This is a genomic window from Capnocytophaga endodontalis, assembly GCF_002209445.1.
GTDB classification, from domain to species: Bacteria; Bacteroidota; Bacteroidia; order Flavobacteriales; family Flavobacteriaceae; genus Capnocytophaga; species Capnocytophaga periodontitidis.
In genome coordinates this window covers 1,931,359-1,946,822 of the sequence record NZ_CP022022.1, presented here as the reverse complement: position 1 = coordinate 1,946,822, position 15,464 = coordinate 1,931,359, and the positions used below count along the sequence as shown (strand labels likewise).

13 protein-coding genes, 1 tRNA gene and 1 pseudogene are annotated in these 15,464 nt (G+C 37.2%); 12 read left to right on the top strand and 3 right to left on the bottom strand.

The genetic code is table 11. The features are described 5' to 3' along the window. Both CBG49_RS08685 and CBG49_RS08680 read left to right on the top strand, forming a co-directional pair. The gene (locus tag CBG49_RS08685; RefSeq protein ID WP_088594188.1) at positions 1 to 825 is read left to right on the top strand and encodes an energy transducer TonB; all 825 of its coding nucleotides are present in this window, start codon (positions 1 to 3) and stop codon (positions 823 to 825) included. 101 nt (positions 826 to 926) lie between these two features. Then, positions 927 to 2,141 (top strand): bifunctional folylpolyglutamate synthase/dihydrofolate synthase, encoded by a 1,215-nt coding sequence (locus CBG49_RS08680; RefSeq protein WP_088594187.1) that lies wholly within the window; start codon positions 927 to 929, stop codon positions 2,139 to 2,141. A gap of 41 nt (positions 2,142 to 2,182) precedes the next feature. Here the strand turns inward: CBG49_RS08680 and mgtE are convergent, their stop codons facing one another. Further along, a complete protein-coding gene (gene mgtE, locus CBG49_RS08675) occupies positions 2,183 to 3,538 on the bottom strand; it encodes a magnesium transporter (protein WP_088594186.1) in 1,356 nt (451 codons plus the stop codon). Positions 3,539 to 3,801: 263 nt separating this feature from the next. Between mgtE and CBG49_RS08670 the strand changes: the two genes are divergently transcribed. The 8 genes and pseudogenes from CBG49_RS08670 (at position 3,802) to mfd (ending at position 13,190) form a co-directional block, all read left to right on the top strand. After that, a tRNA-Pro gene (locus CBG49_RS08670) sits at positions 3,802 to 3,874 on the top strand. A 38-nt stretch (positions 3,875 to 3,912) separates the two neighbouring features. After that, positions 3,913 to 4,479 (top strand): hypothetical protein, encoded by a 567-nt coding sequence (locus CBG49_RS08665; RefSeq protein ID WP_088594185.1) that lies wholly within the window; start codon positions 3,913 to 3,915, stop codon positions 4,477 to 4,479. A gap of 26 nt (positions 4,480 to 4,505) precedes the next feature. Next, positions 4,506 to 5,555 (top strand): tRNA preQ1(34) S-adenosylmethionine ribosyltransferase-isomerase QueA, encoded by a 1,050-nt coding sequence (gene queA / locus CBG49_RS08660; RefSeq protein WP_009413173.1) that lies wholly within the window; start codon positions 4,506 to 4,508, stop codon positions 5,553 to 5,555. 26 nt (positions 5,556 to 5,581) lie between these two features. Continuing rightward, positions 5,582 to 6,418: pseudogene (locus CBG49_RS08655) on the top strand (hypothetical protein). Positions 6,419 to 6,525: 107 nt separating this feature from the next. Then, positions 6,526 to 8,217, top strand: coding sequence for an energy-dependent translational throttle protein EttA (ettA, locus tag CBG49_RS08650; RefSeq protein ID WP_088594184.1), 1,692 nt, complete (start codon positions 6,526 to 6,528; stop codon positions 8,215 to 8,217). Between the two features lie 78 nt (positions 8,218 to 8,295). Next, complete coding sequence (locus CBG49_RS08645) at positions 8,296 to 8,937, top strand: ribonuclease H1 domain-containing protein (protein WP_088594183.1); 642 nt, start codon at positions 8,296 to 8,298, stop codon at positions 8,935 to 8,937. Position 8,938: 1 nt separating this feature from the next. After that, complete coding sequence (locus CBG49_RS08640) at positions 8,939 to 9,841, top strand: NifU family protein (RefSeq protein ID WP_088594182.1); 903 nt, start codon at positions 8,939 to 8,941, stop codon at positions 9,839 to 9,841. A gap of 16 nt (positions 9,842 to 9,857) precedes the next feature. Further along, positions 9,858 to 13,190, top strand: coding sequence for a transcription-repair coupling factor (gene mfd, locus CBG49_RS08635; RefSeq protein WP_088594181.1), 3,333 nt, complete (start codon positions 9,858 to 9,860; stop codon positions 13,188 to 13,190). Positions 13,191 to 13,431: 241 nt separating this feature from the next. Here mfd and CBG49_RS08630 read toward each other — a convergent pair whose 3' ends face one another. Together CBG49_RS08630 and CBG49_RS16405 are read right to left on the bottom strand one after the other, a co-directional pair. Then, complete coding sequence (locus tag CBG49_RS08630; protein WP_236854602.1) at positions 13,432 to 14,247, bottom strand: IS4 family transposase; 816 nt, start codon at positions 14,245 to 14,247, stop codon at positions 13,432 to 13,434. Positions 14,248 to 14,287: 40 nt separating this feature from the next. Continuing rightward, positions 14,288 to 14,557, bottom strand: coding sequence for a DUF4372 domain-containing protein (locus CBG49_RS16405; RefSeq protein WP_203136514.1), 270 nt, complete (start codon positions 14,555 to 14,557; stop codon positions 14,288 to 14,290). 124 nt (positions 14,558 to 14,681) lie between these two features. Here CBG49_RS16405 and CBG49_RS08625 point away from each other — a divergent pair, with 124 nt between their 5' ends. Together CBG49_RS08625 and CBG49_RS08620 are read left to right on the top strand one after the other, a co-directional pair. Beyond that, positions 14,682 to 14,963 (top strand): Imm17 family immunity protein, encoded by a 282-nt coding sequence (locus CBG49_RS08625; RefSeq protein ID WP_009413179.1) that lies wholly within the window; start codon positions 14,682 to 14,684, stop codon positions 14,961 to 14,963. Positions 14,964 to 14,968: 5 nt separating this feature from the next. Next, positions 14,969 to 15,373, top strand: coding sequence for a hypothetical protein (locus CBG49_RS08620; RefSeq protein WP_227002859.1), 405 nt, complete (start codon positions 14,969 to 14,971; stop codon positions 15,371 to 15,373). Positions 15,374 to 15,464 lie beyond the last annotated feature (91 nt).

Below are 15,464 nucleotides of genomic sequence, written 5' to 3'. Positions count from 1 at the left end.
ATGAACTTATTCAATACAGAACATAAACGTAAAGCTTTAGCACTCACTACAGTTGTGATGTGTTTAGTGATCTTTATCCTATTTTTCGCAGGAATGAAGTACTTAGATCCTCCACCCGAAAATGGAGTAGAGGTCATCTATGGGGTAGATATAACTGGAATGGGAGAACGTACTCCTCCCCCAAGTGCTGCCAAACAAGAAGAAACCCAAACACCACAAACACAACTAGAACAGAGTACTTCACAAGAAGTAAAGGAAAACCTTTTGGCTCAAGATAACAACGAAGAAGTTTCTGTACCCGAAGTCCCTAAAAAACAAGAAAAGAAAAAAGAAACACCTAAAAAAGAGCCTACTAAAGAAACTCCTAAACCCGCTCCTAAGCCTTCACGTGAGACTTCTGATGCACTTTCTAACATTTTAGGCGCTGCCAATGCAGGTGGTAGTGGTACCTCAGGACAAGGAGATGGCAACCAACCTGGTTATCAGGGGCAAATAGATGGTAGTCAATATGCTAATTCTTACTATGGTTCTGGTGGTGGCAGCGGTTCTGGTAAAGGCTGGGGTCTCAATGGGCGCTCCATTGCTTCACAAGGTAAAGTTCCTCAAAATTGTAATGAAGAAGGACGTGTAGTTGTACAGATAGAAGTAGATCGTAGCGGTAGAGTTGTAAAAGCTACTGCAGGTGTAAAAGGAACTACTAATTCTGCCCCTTGTTTATTAGATGCCGCTCGAAAAACAGCAGCTATGCACCGTTGGAATGCCGATGATAATGCCCCTGCACGTCAAATTGGCTTTATTGTTATAAACTTTAAACTTGGAGAATAAAAAATCAATTATAAATTATAAATAACAAGATGAGATAATGGTTATACTATAACTGATTATCTCATTTTTGATTGTACAACAACTAAAAATTATCTTTAACATTGAATTATCAAGAAACACTTTCGTGGATGTTCAACCGCTTACCAATGTTTCAAACACAAGGTAAAACCGCTTTGAACAACAAATTAGATAATATCCTCACCTTTACTTCGGTGTTAGGAAACCCTCAAACAAAATTCAAAAGTTTGCATATTGCAGGCACTAACGGAAAGGGGTCTTCCAGCAGTATGCTCGCATCTATCCTACAAGAGGCAGGATATAAGGTAGGATTATACACCTCTCCACACCTCAAAGACTTCCGCGAACGTATTAAAATTAATGGAAAAGAAATCCCCGAAAACTATGTAATAAACTTTATAAGCGAAAACAAATCTTTCTTGGAAGAACATTCACTGTCATTTTTTGAAATGACTGTAGGAATGGCTTTCTGTTATTTTGCTGAAGAAAAAGTAGATATTGCTGTAATAGAGGTAGGCTTAGGTGGGCGTTTTGACTCCACTAATATTATCACTCCCGAAGTTTCTCTTATTACCAATATCTCTAAAGACCATACTGATATTTTAGGAGATACTTTACCTAAAATAGCTTTTGAAAAAGCTGGTATTATCAAACAAAATGTGCCTGTAGTAATCAGTGAATATCAAGAGGAAACTGCTCCCGTCTTCACAGCAAAAGCTAAAGAAATGAATGCTCCTATTATTTTTGCCAATCACATAAAAACTTCTCTTACAACCGATCTTCAAGGTGCCTACCAAGAGAAAAATATCAAAGGAGTAATAGCCGTTACCGAATTGCTTATCCACCAGGGGTGGGATATTACTCCGGAGAATATTGCACAAGGACTTTTACACGTGGTGCACAATACAAATCTGAAAGGTCGTTGGCAAACCCTTGGCTCCTACCCTACTATCGTATGTGATACAGGACATAATGTGGGCGGACTTACTTATGTGATGGAACAACTCAAAAAGCAAACGTATACACATCTTCATATTGTAGTAGGTTTTGTAAAAGAAAAAGATGTAAATAGTGTTTTAGAGCTTTTTCCAAAAGAAGCTACCTATTATTTTTGCAGTCCTGCTATTGCAAGAGGACTTAATGTAGATACATTAAAGGAAATTGCCACTGCAAAAGGACTCCAAGGGGAGAGATATTCTTCGGTAGCAGAAGCCTTAAATGCTGCTAAAGCACAAGCGCTTTCCACTGACTTTATCTTTGTGGGTGGAAGCACGTTTGTAGTTGCGGAAATATTGTAAAATAACAAAAAGCGGATACAGAAAAGCAAATGAAGGTTGTTTTAAAACCCTAATATCATTTTAGCGATAAAAAAGTAAATCAAGATACCTAAAACATCGTTGCTGGTAGTGATAAAAGGACCGGTAGCAACTGCTGGGTCAATACCGCGCTTGTGGAGAAGTATCGGAATAAAAGTACCTATCACAGCAGCATTTACAATCACTGTAATGAGTGCTATGGCTACCGTAATACTTACCAAATACTCAGCTTGAAAAGCAAAATGGCTTACTAATATCACTATTCCTGCAATAGTTCCTCCGTTGATGAGTCCTAATAGAAATTCTTTGAACAACCGCTTGATAAGTTCGCCGTCGATAGAATTATTTGCCAACCCTTGTACTATTATCGCCGATGATTGTACTCCCACATTTCCTGCAGTAGCTTGAATAAGCGGAATAAAAATCAATAATATAGGGTAAATCATCATCGTATCCTGAAAACCATTGATAATACTCGCTGCTCCTAATCCTCCAAACATTCCAATAAGTAACCAAGGTAAACGCGCTTTAGTGAGTTTCCATATATTATCATCTGCCTCTACATCATTGGTGATACCCGCTGCTAATTGATAATCTTTTTCAGCTTCTTCTTTAATCACATCCACTATGTCATCAATAGTGATGCGTCCTACAAGGCGTTTCATCTCATCAACTACGGGAATTGCCTCTAAGTCATACTTACTCATTATGTGAGCTACTTCTTCAGCAGTATCAGTAACATATACGTAGTCTACTTTGGGAATATAAATGTCTTTTACTTCTGATCGTGTGGAAGTAGTAAGCAAATCTTTAAGTGAAAGTCGTCCTTTAAGCACATCATTATCATCTACTACATAAATAGAATGTACACGAGTAACGTGAGCCGCTTGTTCACGCATTTCTTTTACGCATTTTAACACATTCCAATTCTCATTTACCTTTACAAGTTCTTTAGCCATTAGTCCCCCCGCAGTATCTTCGTCATAACGAAGTAATTCTACGATGTCTTTAGCGTGTTCTACGTCCGTGATATGCGAAATAACTTCTGTTTTTCTATCTTCGGGTAGTTCAGAGATGATATCTACCGCATCATCGGTGTCTAACTCGATGATTTCATCGGCAATTTCTTTTGCAGAAAGGTTTTTTAAGATATTTTCACGGTAATCATCGTCTAATTCGGTGAGTACATCCGATGTTTTTTGAGCATCAATGAGACGAATAATATATACTCCCTCTTCAATATCTAATTCGTGAATGATTTCGGCTATATCGGCATAGTGTAAATCATTTAAAAGGGTTGTAAGTTCTTTATTTTGTTTTTCCTCAATCAGTTGCTGAATCTTTTCAATGAGCTCATCTGTTATTTTAAAAGTTGTCATATTATCTCCTAAATTCTATTTTTGCAAAATTATAAAATAATTGTGAATACCGAATAAAGAATCTCAAAATATTTTATATTTTTAAGTACTTAATTCGCCTTTTAAGTATTGAAAAAGTAGTTAAAATAGTTATTCAATACGTTCATTTTAGGATAATAAGTTCAGATTATCAAATAAATAAGTTCCATAGATAAAAAATTTCTATTTATTTATTTGGTGGTTTCAACAAAAAGTGATACTTTTGCGCACTGAAAAATAAAAATCGGGATGTGGCGCAGTTGGTAGCGTACACGTATGGGGTGCGTGTGGTCGCTGGTTCGAGTCCAGTCATCCCGACTTTTTTCTTTTTATACAATAGCTATTTTTATAAAGAAATGAACAAAGTTTATCTTCTTTTTTTATTTTCCCTATTCACCTTCATTTCTCAGGCACAAGCTCTTAAAAACAATTTTGTTATAGGAGCACAACTTCCTTTTTTATATAATAACGACCGAGAAAAACCTGATAACAACTCCTCTTCATCAGTTTCTTTATCTTTTCGCCCACGTGTAAATGTATATATCCAAGCTGATAGATATGATGCTGAAAAGTACGGACGATTGTCTAAATTTAGTACTCGTATAGATTATACTTTCCTACAAACTCAACAAAATGATGATTACGACCGTTATAATCATATTCATCAAGTATCTTTTCTGTATATTCTAGGAGGAATGCACAAAACTAATGGTCTACAAGTAGGTATAGGGCCTAATATTAACTTTGGAGATGCACAGGGAGTGAATGCTCGCTTGTTTTTAGGTGGTTATGGCGAGTGGAAAAGATTTATAGGTAGTGTAGATATCAACTTTTATATTCCTAATGCTAAAAGAAAAGAAGGTATCCCAAGTGATAATTATAAATATGGACACATAGCCATAGGAGTAGGATACCGTTTATAAACTAACAATAATTTTGTAGAAAATATATGAAACTTTCAAACTTTAATTTTGATCTTCCTAAAGAGTTATTAGCTGAATATCCCAGCGAAAACCGTGATGAAGCTCGCCTAATGGTGGTACATCGCAAAACAGGAGAAATTGAACACAAATTGTTCAAAGATGTAATTGATTATTTTGACGATGGTGACGTGTTTGTGCTCAACAACACCAAAGTATTCCCAGCTCGTTTATATGGTAATAAAGAAAAAACTAAAGCAAAAATAGAAGTATTTTTATTGCGTGAATTGAGCGCCGAACAACGTTTATGGGATGTACTCGTCGATCCTGCTCGCAAAATACGTATAGGCAACAAACTCTACTTTGGCAAAAATGCTGAATTAGTAGCCGAGGTAATTGACAATACCACATCTCGCGGTCGTACACTTCGTTTCTTGTATGATGGTACTTATGAAGAGTTCCGTCAGCATCTCACTGAACTTGGACAAACTCCACTACCTAAATACATCTCTCGTCCCGTAGAACCTGAAGACGAGGAACGTTATCAAACTATTTACGCTAAATACGAAGGTGCCGTTGCTGCCCCTACTGCTGGTTTGCACTTCTCTAAACACTTGATGAAACGTTTGGAAATAAAAGGTATTACCTTCGCCGAAGTAACATTACACGTTGGTTTAGGAACTTTCAACCCTGTGGAGGTAGAAGACCTTTCTAAACACAAAATGGATAGCGAAGAGATTCACATTCCTGAAAGTCAAACAAAAATCATCAACACCGCTAAGGAAAATAAAAAACGTGTTTGTGCTGTAGGAACTACTGTAATGCGTGTTTTAGAGAGTTCTGTATCTTCTGACGGCTTTGTAAATCCGTTTGATGGATGGACAAATAAATTTATTTTCCCTCCTTACGATTTTAGTGTTGCCAATGCAATGATCACTAATTTCCACACTCCTAAATCAACTTTACTGATGATGGTATCAGCTTTTGCTGGTCACGATCTCATTATGCGTGCCTATAAAGAAGCTGTAGAACAAAAATACAAGTTTTATTCTTATGGTGATGCAATGCTAATCTTATAAAAATCAATAACTAAAAATAATCATTAATGAAAAAATTTTTTATCACTATGGCGTTAGGAATGAGCACCCTAACATTTTTTGCGCAAGAAACACCTAAAGAACTTTACACTGCTCATAACAAAGGTAAATTTTTCTTCTTCTAGGGTGGTAATCGCGGCTGGTACTCTAATTCTGATATTACTTTCACTGGTAATGGCTACGATTTTACCATCAAAGATGTTGAAGCGGTAGACCGTCCTAAAGGTTGGCATATCGACTATATCAATCCTTTGCGAATGACTATCCCTCAAACCAATTTTCACATAGGATATTACATTTCTGACCATTACACTGTTTCTGTAGGAGTAGACCATATGAAATATGTAATGAAAAACGGTCAAACTGTGAAAATGAACGGATATATCAATGGTTCTGGCACTTCACACGATGGCGTATATAACAATGTCAATAAATTGCTCAGCGAGGATTTCCTCACCTTTGAACATACTGACGGACTCAACTATGTAGTAGTGGAAGGGGCTCGTATCGATGATATTTCTCGTTTGTTTGGCATCCGTAACACTGATATATTACAAGTGAGCTTAACAGAAGGACTTGGTTTTGGCGCTTTATATCCAAAATCTAATACAAAACTCCTCAATAAAGAACGTTACGACGAATTTCACATTGCAGGGGTAGGAGTAAATGCTAAAGCTGGATTACACCTCACTTTCTTAAAGTATTTTCGTGTAGTTGGTGAACTTAAAGGTGGTTATATCAATATGTACGACGTACGCACTACTTATGATATAGCCGATAAAGCTAAACACGATTTCTTCTTCTTTGAAACTGTATTAGGTATTGGCGGTGTCTTTAGATTCTAAAATTTCACATAACATAGATAATAAAAACTGGCGTAGTTTTGAACTATACCAGTTTTTTTATTATTTTTGCGCCAATTTTACTAATCACTATATTAGCTAATTACATTATGGCAGACGATAAAAAGATTATTTTTTCGATGAATAAGGTAAGCAAAACCTATTCATCTACTAATAAACAAGTTCTAAAAGACATTTACTTGAGTTTCTTTTATGGAGCTAAAATAGGTATTTTAGGTCTTAATGGCTCTGGTAAGTCTTCTTTACTAAAAATTATAGCAGGAATTGATAAAAACTATCAGGGCGAAGTGGTTTTCGCTCCTAACTACACTGTAGGGTATTTGGAACAAGAACCACACCTTGATGATGAGAAAACCGTGATAGAAGTAGTACGCGAAGGCGTAGCCGAAACAGTTAAACTACTCGATGAGTTTAACCATATCAACGACCTTTTCGGCTTGGAAGAAAACTATTCTGACCCCGATAAGATGCAAAAACTGATGGATAAACAAGCCGAGCTACAAGATAAAATAGATGCCTTGAACGCTTGGGAACTCGATAACCAGCTGGAAGTAGCTATGGAAGCCCTCCGCACCCCTGAGCCCGATACACCTATCAAAGTGCTTTCGGGAGGAGAACGCCGTAGGGTAGCACTCTGTCGTCTGCTCTTGCAACAACCCGATGTCTTGTTACTCGATGAACCTACGAACCACCTCGATGCCGAATCGGTATTGTGGTTAGAACAACACTTGCAACAGTACGCCGGTACCGTGATAGCCGTAACCCACGACCGTTATTTCTTGGATAATGTAGCAGGCTGGATATTGGAGCTTGACCGTGGAGAAGGAATTCCGTGGAAAGGTAATTATTCGTCTTGGCTCGACCAGAAAGCCAAACGCCTTGCCCAAGAACAGAAAACCGAAAGCAAACGCCAAAAGGTGTTGGAGCGCGAGCTTGAATGGGTACGACAAGGCGCTAAAGGGCGACAAGCCAAACAAAAGGCACGTTTGCAAAACTACGACCGATTGCTCAATGAAGACCAAAAGCAGTTAGAAGAAAAACTTGAAATATACATCCCTAACGGACCTCGTTTGGGAACCAACGTGATAGAAGCACGACACGTAGCCAAAGCCTTTGGTGATAAATTATTATATGACGACCTTAATTTTGTATTGCCACAAGCAGGTATTGTAGGCGTAATAGGACCTAATGGAGCAGGTAAATCTACTATTTTCCGTATGATTATGGGGGAAGAAAAACCCGATAACGGTGAGTTTTTGGTAGGAGAAACCGTAAAAATAGCTTACGTAGACCAAACTCATAAACAGATAGACCCCGAAAAATCTATTTGGGAGAACTTCTCTGGCGGGCAAGACCTGATAATGATGGGTGGCAGACAGGTGAACTCTCGCGCTTACCTAAGTCGTTTTAACTTTGGCGGTAGTGAGCAAAACAAGAAAGTAGCGACCCTCTCAGGAGGTGAACGCAATCGCTTGCACCTTGCAATGACATTAAAAGAAGAAGGCAACGTATTGCTATTGGACGAGCCTACCAACGATTTAGATGTAAATACACTCCGTGCTTTAGAAGAAGGTTTAGAAAACTTTGCAGGTTGTGCGGTAGTGATCTCACACGACCGTTGGTTCTTAGACCGTATCTGCACTCATATTTTAGCTTTTGAAGGTGACTCACAAGTCTATTTCTTTGAAGGTAGCTTCTCAGAATATGAAGAGAACAAGAAAAAACGCCTTGGCAAAGAGGTAACGCCTACAAGGATTAAATACAAGAAATTGGTACGATGAAAGAAAATGATAACAATATTATCATCGGAGTAATAGCCATCGTAATGGTTCTTTTAGTCTTAATATTCTTCCTTTAAAATGCCAAAAAAGAAATACTATGTAGTGTGGGAAGGACACAAAACGGGTATCTTTAGCTCGTGGGATAAGTGCAAAAAAGCTGTTGAAGGCTATCCGTATGCTAAATTTAAGAGTTTTGAGAGTCAAGCAATGGCTGAAAAAGCCTTCAATGAGAGCTTTGAGCAATACAAAGGCAAAAGAGTAGCCTCCTCTCCTACCCTATCCCCCTTAGAATTAGAGCGTATTGGCTCCCCCATATTGCCTTCTATAGCTGTTGATGCTGCTTGCAGCGGTAACCCTGGAATTATGGAATACCGAGGAGTAGATACCGAAACTCAAGCTGAAATATTTAGAATTGCACCAATAAAAGACGGCACGAACAACATAGGGGAGTTTTTGGCTATCGTACACGCTTTAGCCTTTATGAAGCAACGCAACCTCAGCTTACCGGTCTATTCTGATAGCAAAATAGCGATGAGCTGGGTGCGCCAAAAGGTATGCAAAACTAAAGTGCCACGCACCTCTCATAACGAAAAAATATTTGAACTGATAGCCCGTGCTGAACAATGGCTACACAACAATACTTATCCTAACCCTATTTTGAAATGGGAAACCCAAGCGTGGGGCGAAAATCCTGCCGATTTTGGACGTAAAGACAAATAAAATGACAGACCTTACCCTGAAAATACAACCTACTGCTAACCCCGACATCATCAAACTCGAAGCTAACAGACCTTTGGTAAAAGGGAGTTATGAGTTTAAAAACGTAGATGAAGCTAAAAACGCTCCTTTAGCTAAGGAGCTCTTTTATTTGCCCTTTGTAAAAACTGTTTATATTTCGAGTAATTTCATTGCTTTGAAACGCTTTCCCATTGTTGAATGGAAAGAAGTTCAGGAAGAGGTTGCTCAGCAAGTATTAGTGTATTTGCAATCCGGTAAAGATATATTATTAGGCGAAGCTGGAAAACCTATGGGGGAAGCTATTACTGTATATACTGAAACAACCCCCAACCCCACCGTGATGAAGTTCGTCGCCAACAAGCGTTTGGTACCTACTGTAATAGAGTATAAATCAATAGAAGAAGCCGCAGAAGCGCCTATGGCAGCAACTCTCTTAACGCATTTTCCATTTATTGAAGAAGTTTTTTTTGATGATAATTATATATCACTCACTAAAAAAGGTATGGAAGAATGGGAAATGATAGCTGTCGACTTGCGCGATTATATCCGTAAATACCTAAGTGAAGGTCGCCCTATCATCAACCCTGCCGAGATAAAAAGGCGACAAGAAGAAGCTCAAGCGCGCTTGCTTTCTATGGTTACTACCGATGAAATATCGCAACAAATCGTAGCTATCATAGAACAATATGTAAAACCCGCTGTGGCATCCGATGGAGGTAATATACAATTCATTTCTTACAACCGCGACACCCATCACGTAGAAGTACTCTTACAAGGGGCTTGCAGTGGCTGTCCGTCATCTACTCAAACCTTAAAAAAAGGCATTGAAGTTATTTTGAAAGACAAGTTAAACAATCCGCTTATCAACGTTGAAGCACTACTTTAATATTTTATAATTTACTGTGAAATCATTCCTACAACAATTTACTGAAAACAGCACCTATCAATCCCTATTAAAACACCTACAAACAAAAGAAAATACAGAAGTTACGGGATTGGCAGGGGCTTCTTTGTCAATAGTAATAGCTAACTTGTTCAATACAGTTCATAGACCTCTATTAGTACTGCTACCCGATAAAGAAGAAAGTGCCTACATACTCAATGATTTAGAAACCTTGGTAGGAGAACAGCAGGTACTTTTCTTTCCCGATAGCTATCGTCGCCCCTATCAAATTGAAGACACCGATAATGCCAATGTGTTATTGCGTGCAGAAGTCCTCAACCAATTGAGTCATAGTACAAAACCATTGATCATAGTCTCCTACCCCGAAGCTCTTTTTGAGAAGGTCATCACACGAAAGCAATTAGAAAAAAATACGCTAAAAATTCAAAAAGGAGACTCACTCACTATTGATTTCCTCAATGAGGTGCTTTTCAGCTACCACTTCAACCGCACTGATTTTGTTACCGAACCTGGTGAGTTCTCAGTACGTGGTGGGATTGTAGATGTATTTTCTTTTTCAAATAATGAACCTTATCGCATTGAATTCTTTGGAAATGAAGTTGATAGCATCCGTACATTCGATGTAGAAAGTCAGCTATCTACTGCTCAACTATCTAAAATTACAATTATCCCTAATGTAGAAAACAAAGAAAGTGATGAGATACGACAGTCATTCTTGGAGTATATCAGTGAGCAAACATTATTCATTGGTAAGGATATGGGATTTTTTGATGCTAAGATTGAGAAACTCTTTGCTAAAGCTACCGATATTTATCAAAAGCTCCCCAATGAAGTAAAACGCACCCCCCCAGAGGAACTCTATTGTCAAGCAATGGATTTATTAAAACAAATCCAGAGATTTCAACAAGTAAACATCAATGCTACAACTCCCACTTCTAAAAACGAAAAGGAGTTCTCTTTTCATACCACCCCACAACCTTCTTTTAACAAACAGTTTGAACTCCTTATTAGTTACTTCAACAACAAACACGAGGAAGGATTTCAAAACTATATCCTCTGTGGGAGTGAACAACAAGCCAAGCGATTTCAAGATATTTTTGAAGAAATGGAGCAAAAAGTACCTTACCAAACGGTACAATTATCACTACACGCTGGCTTTGTAGATACTGAATTAAAATGCAATGTATTCACCGATCATCAAATCTTTGAGCGCTATTATAAATTTCAGCTAAAGAATGGTTATGCCAAAAAACAAGCCATTACACTTAAAGAACTGATGCAATTAGAGGTAGGCGATTATGTTACACATATAGACCACGGTATTGGGAAGTTCGCTGGCTTACAAAAGATTGAAGTAGAAGGCAAACAACAAGAAGCTATCAAACTGATTTATGGAGACCGTGATGTATTATTCGTTAGCATTCACGCACTACATAAGATTACTAAATATAACGGAAAAGACGGCAAACCTCCTAAGATTTATAAATTAGGTTCAGGAGCGTGGAAAGCCCTCAAACAGAAAACCAAAGCTCGTGTAAAAGAAATCGCGTTCAACCTCATTCAGTTATATGCCAAACGAAAGGAAGCCCAAGGATTTGCCTTTGCTCACGACAGTTATATGCAAAACGAGTTGGAAGCCTCATTCTTGTATGAGGATACTCCCGACCAAAGTAAGGCTACTGCCGAAGTAAAAGCTGATATGGAAAGCTCTAAACCTATGGATAGATTGGTGTGTGGTGATGTAGGTTTCGGGAAAACCGAAGTAGCCATTCGCGCTGCCTTCAAAGCTGTCGATAATGGCAAGCAAGTAGCTGTACTTGTGCCTACTACAGTACTGGCTTTTCAACACTTTCAAACATTTAGCCAGCGTATGAAAGACTTTCCTGTGCGCATCGATTATCTCAACCGATTCCGCACAGCCAAGGAAAAGAAAATCATCTTAGAAGAACTAGCTAAAGGTCAGTTAGATATTATCATCGGCACACATCAAATAGTAGGCGAAAAGGTTACTTATAAAGATTTAGGATTACTGATTGTTGATGAAGAGCAAAAGTTTGGCGTAGGTGTAAAAGATAAGCTCAAAACCCTTAAAGAAAACCTCGATGTACTTACGCTCACTGCTACACCTATCCCACGCACACTACAATTCAGTTTGATGGCTGCCCGCGACCTTTCGGTTATCAATACCCCTCCTCCTAACCGCTACCCTATTGATTCGCAAGTAGTACCTTTCAATGAAGAGGTAATACGCGATGGCATCCGTTATGAAATTCAGCGTGGCGGACAAGTATTCTTTATGCACAATAGGGTTGAAAATATTCAAGAGGTGGCTGGAATGATTCAGCGATTGCTCCCCGATGCGCGTATCGCCATTGGTCACGGACAAATGGACGGAAAGAAATTAGAAGAGACTATGCTTGCCTTTATGGAAGGTAGGTATGATGTATTGGTTGCTACCACCATTATTGAAAGTGGTTTAGATGTTCCTAATGCCAATACTATTTTTATCAACAATGCACATAATTTTGGCTTATCCGATTTACACCAAATGCGCGGTCGCGTAGGTAGAAGTAATAAAAAGGCTTTTTGCTACTTCATCACGCCTCCTCTGATAGCGATGAGCGACGATGCCCGCAAGCGTATTGAAGCGATAGCTCAGTTCTCCGATTTAGGAAGCGGACTCAATATCGCTATGAAAGATTTAGAGATTAGAGGGGCTGGCGACCTCTTGGGGGGAGAGCAAAGTGGTTTTATCAATGAAATAGGCTTTGACACCTATCAAAATATACTACAAGAAGCCATAACAGAACTCAAAGAAAATGAGTTCTCTGAACTGTACCACACCGCCGAAGAAGACAAAACTTACCTCACCGATACTCAAATAGATACTGACTTTGAACTACTCTTCCCTGATACTTATGTCAATAGAGTAGCCGAACGACTCAATCTTTATAACGAACTGAGTAATCTGCCTAATGAGGAAGCCTTACAAGTTTATGAACGCAACCTCATCGACCGTTTTGGCAAGTTACCCCCTCAAGCTATCGACTTGCTCAATAGCGTACGTGTAAAATGGTTGGCTACCCGTATGGGAATTGAGAAACTCGTAATGAAAAACGGAAGGATGACTGGCTATTTCATTGCCGACCAAAATAGTCCGTTCTATCAAAGTGCGCGCTTCCAAAAGCTATTGCTCTTTGTACAACGCTACCCCGATAAGTGTCGTATGCAAGAGAAAGAAACCCGCAACGGCTTGCGTTTATTGCTTATTTTTGAAAACATCAACAGTGTATACCAAGCTCTAAAAGTTATGCAAATGATAGAAGCATAATATAATTATTGAACTTAATCTATGATTTCACATTAAAATAATTTATCCAATAAACACTCTCTTTTGAGGCTTGTCCCCCTTCGGGGGAACGGGGGCTATTATTGATTCACTGATAATCATTTGCTTTTTTGGCATATTATAGGAGCGATTTGCCAATCGCCCTCTAAAAATAAGTTTATTATTTTTGTTTGTCTATAATATTAAACACTATGGAAACACATTAGTGTTTATCAAAGAAATGTTAAAATTTAAAATTGAACTCTAATTGCATATCATTGAGTGCTTTTTGTCTTTTGATAGGAGTTAAAAGCTCCATAATGGGGTCATCAACAAAAGAGGAATTCCCAACTATACGCATTAGTTCTATTATAGACATAGTGATAATAGCTATATGAATCTGGATTTTAACAGCATTTTCAGATGTTCCCCAAAAGTTTTTTACCTTAAGATGTTGTTTTATCCACTTAAAAAATAGTTCTATTTGCCATCTATTCTTATATAAAAGAGCAATTTCACTAGCTTTAAGGTGAAAATTGTTAGTATAATAAACAAAAGACCTTTTAAGTTCTGGGGCAAAGTAAACAATTCGCCTAAGTTCTGAGGGATAATTCCCTTTATTTCTATTTCCTGTAAACCTAATAGTTTGGTCTAATAGAACATTATCATTATTTTCAAGAAAGTCTTCTCCTGAAATGATTTCATAAGCAGGTATGCCTTTCTCACGAATGATGAAAAAAGCATCATATTGGCTTATTTTATAAAGCCTATTCAAATCAAAATAGCCACGATCAAACACATAACAAGCTAAATGCTCATAGTCTATAGCGTCCATTTCTTTAATATCATGGACATTAGCATTTGTAATTCTATAAAAAGTAGGAATTTTAGTAACTAAATCAATTTGTGTATGGATTTTTATTCCAGATTTAGTGCTTCTAAAATTAGCCCATTGAAATACGGACATGCATAAGTCAATAGTAGTAGAATCTATAGCATAAAATTTTCCGTGTAAGCAAAATTCACTAAAGGATTGCTTTTCTTGGGCTATACTTATCATATAGAAAGCATATTGTTCGAATATTCTTATATCTCTGATCTTATTTGCAATAGATAAGGTCTTTTAAATCTATCGGATTTTTTCCAATACCTAAATGATAAATTCTTTTGAAATTAGCATTAACAGTACTTACAAGTTCTCTAATACTAATACAGCCCATAAGTTGTCCAAGAATTAAAAGTAGCATATGATTCCAATGTGAAAATACCCAATTTTTAGTTCTATCATCATACTTGGCAACTAATCTATTAAAGTATTTTTGAGGTAGAAATGATGTTACTTGAGAGAAAATGTACTTTTTTGAATTCATTGTATTATATCTTTGAATACAAAAAAAGTATTTTTTCAAATCTCGGACAAAGATTTTTATTTATAATTAATTGAATACAAATTGTTTAAACATAAATTTTAACACATTTTGATAAACACAAGTGATGGAAACATTTAAAAATTGGGTAGGTAAAAACCCTATTACATTTGGCGGTATTGTAGCTCTTTTGCTCGCTGCTTTTGGTATTTGCCTCATCATAGGCGCTCTAAAAAATTGGGATTGGCTATACGAACCCGATAAACATTACCAAAATAATTGGACTATGGGGCAAATAAGCCGTTATTTAGGTCGTGATATGGCGCGTGTTATTGGTTTTATTACAGGTGTTTTCTTTATAATTATAGGAATTTACTCCTCCTATATAGCTTTTACCTATAAAGCATAAACAATATGAATGTAAAAAACGAATCTATTTTCCTCGATTTTACAACTTTATCTATGGGTGAGTTAGAAAGTTTAATGAAGTTGAGAATTTTCAATCAAAATATAGGGGGTATGCTTATAGAAAATCAAGACGACTTTTCCTCCAAAATAGAAATATTAGAAAAATTGGTATCAGATTATTATTCTGATAAGAATTTAGATGAAATAAAGGCTATATTCTTTAAAACAATAGTTTCAGAACATTGCTTTTTGTCTATTATAGCTACAGACTTATACGAAGAGAAAATCCTAATACTTATTTCAAAAAAAAGAATAAAAGACAGCATTAATATTTCTCTTGATAGTTATGATAGAGTTCAAATACCTTTTTCTCTAAAAACAAGTGACCTATCCTATTTTTATAAATGGTAACCCACCTCTCTACCTCCTAACCATCCTACTTCCCTATTGTCTCAAACTTGTATATTTATAATGAAAAATAAAGTGAAATTATCACGAATAT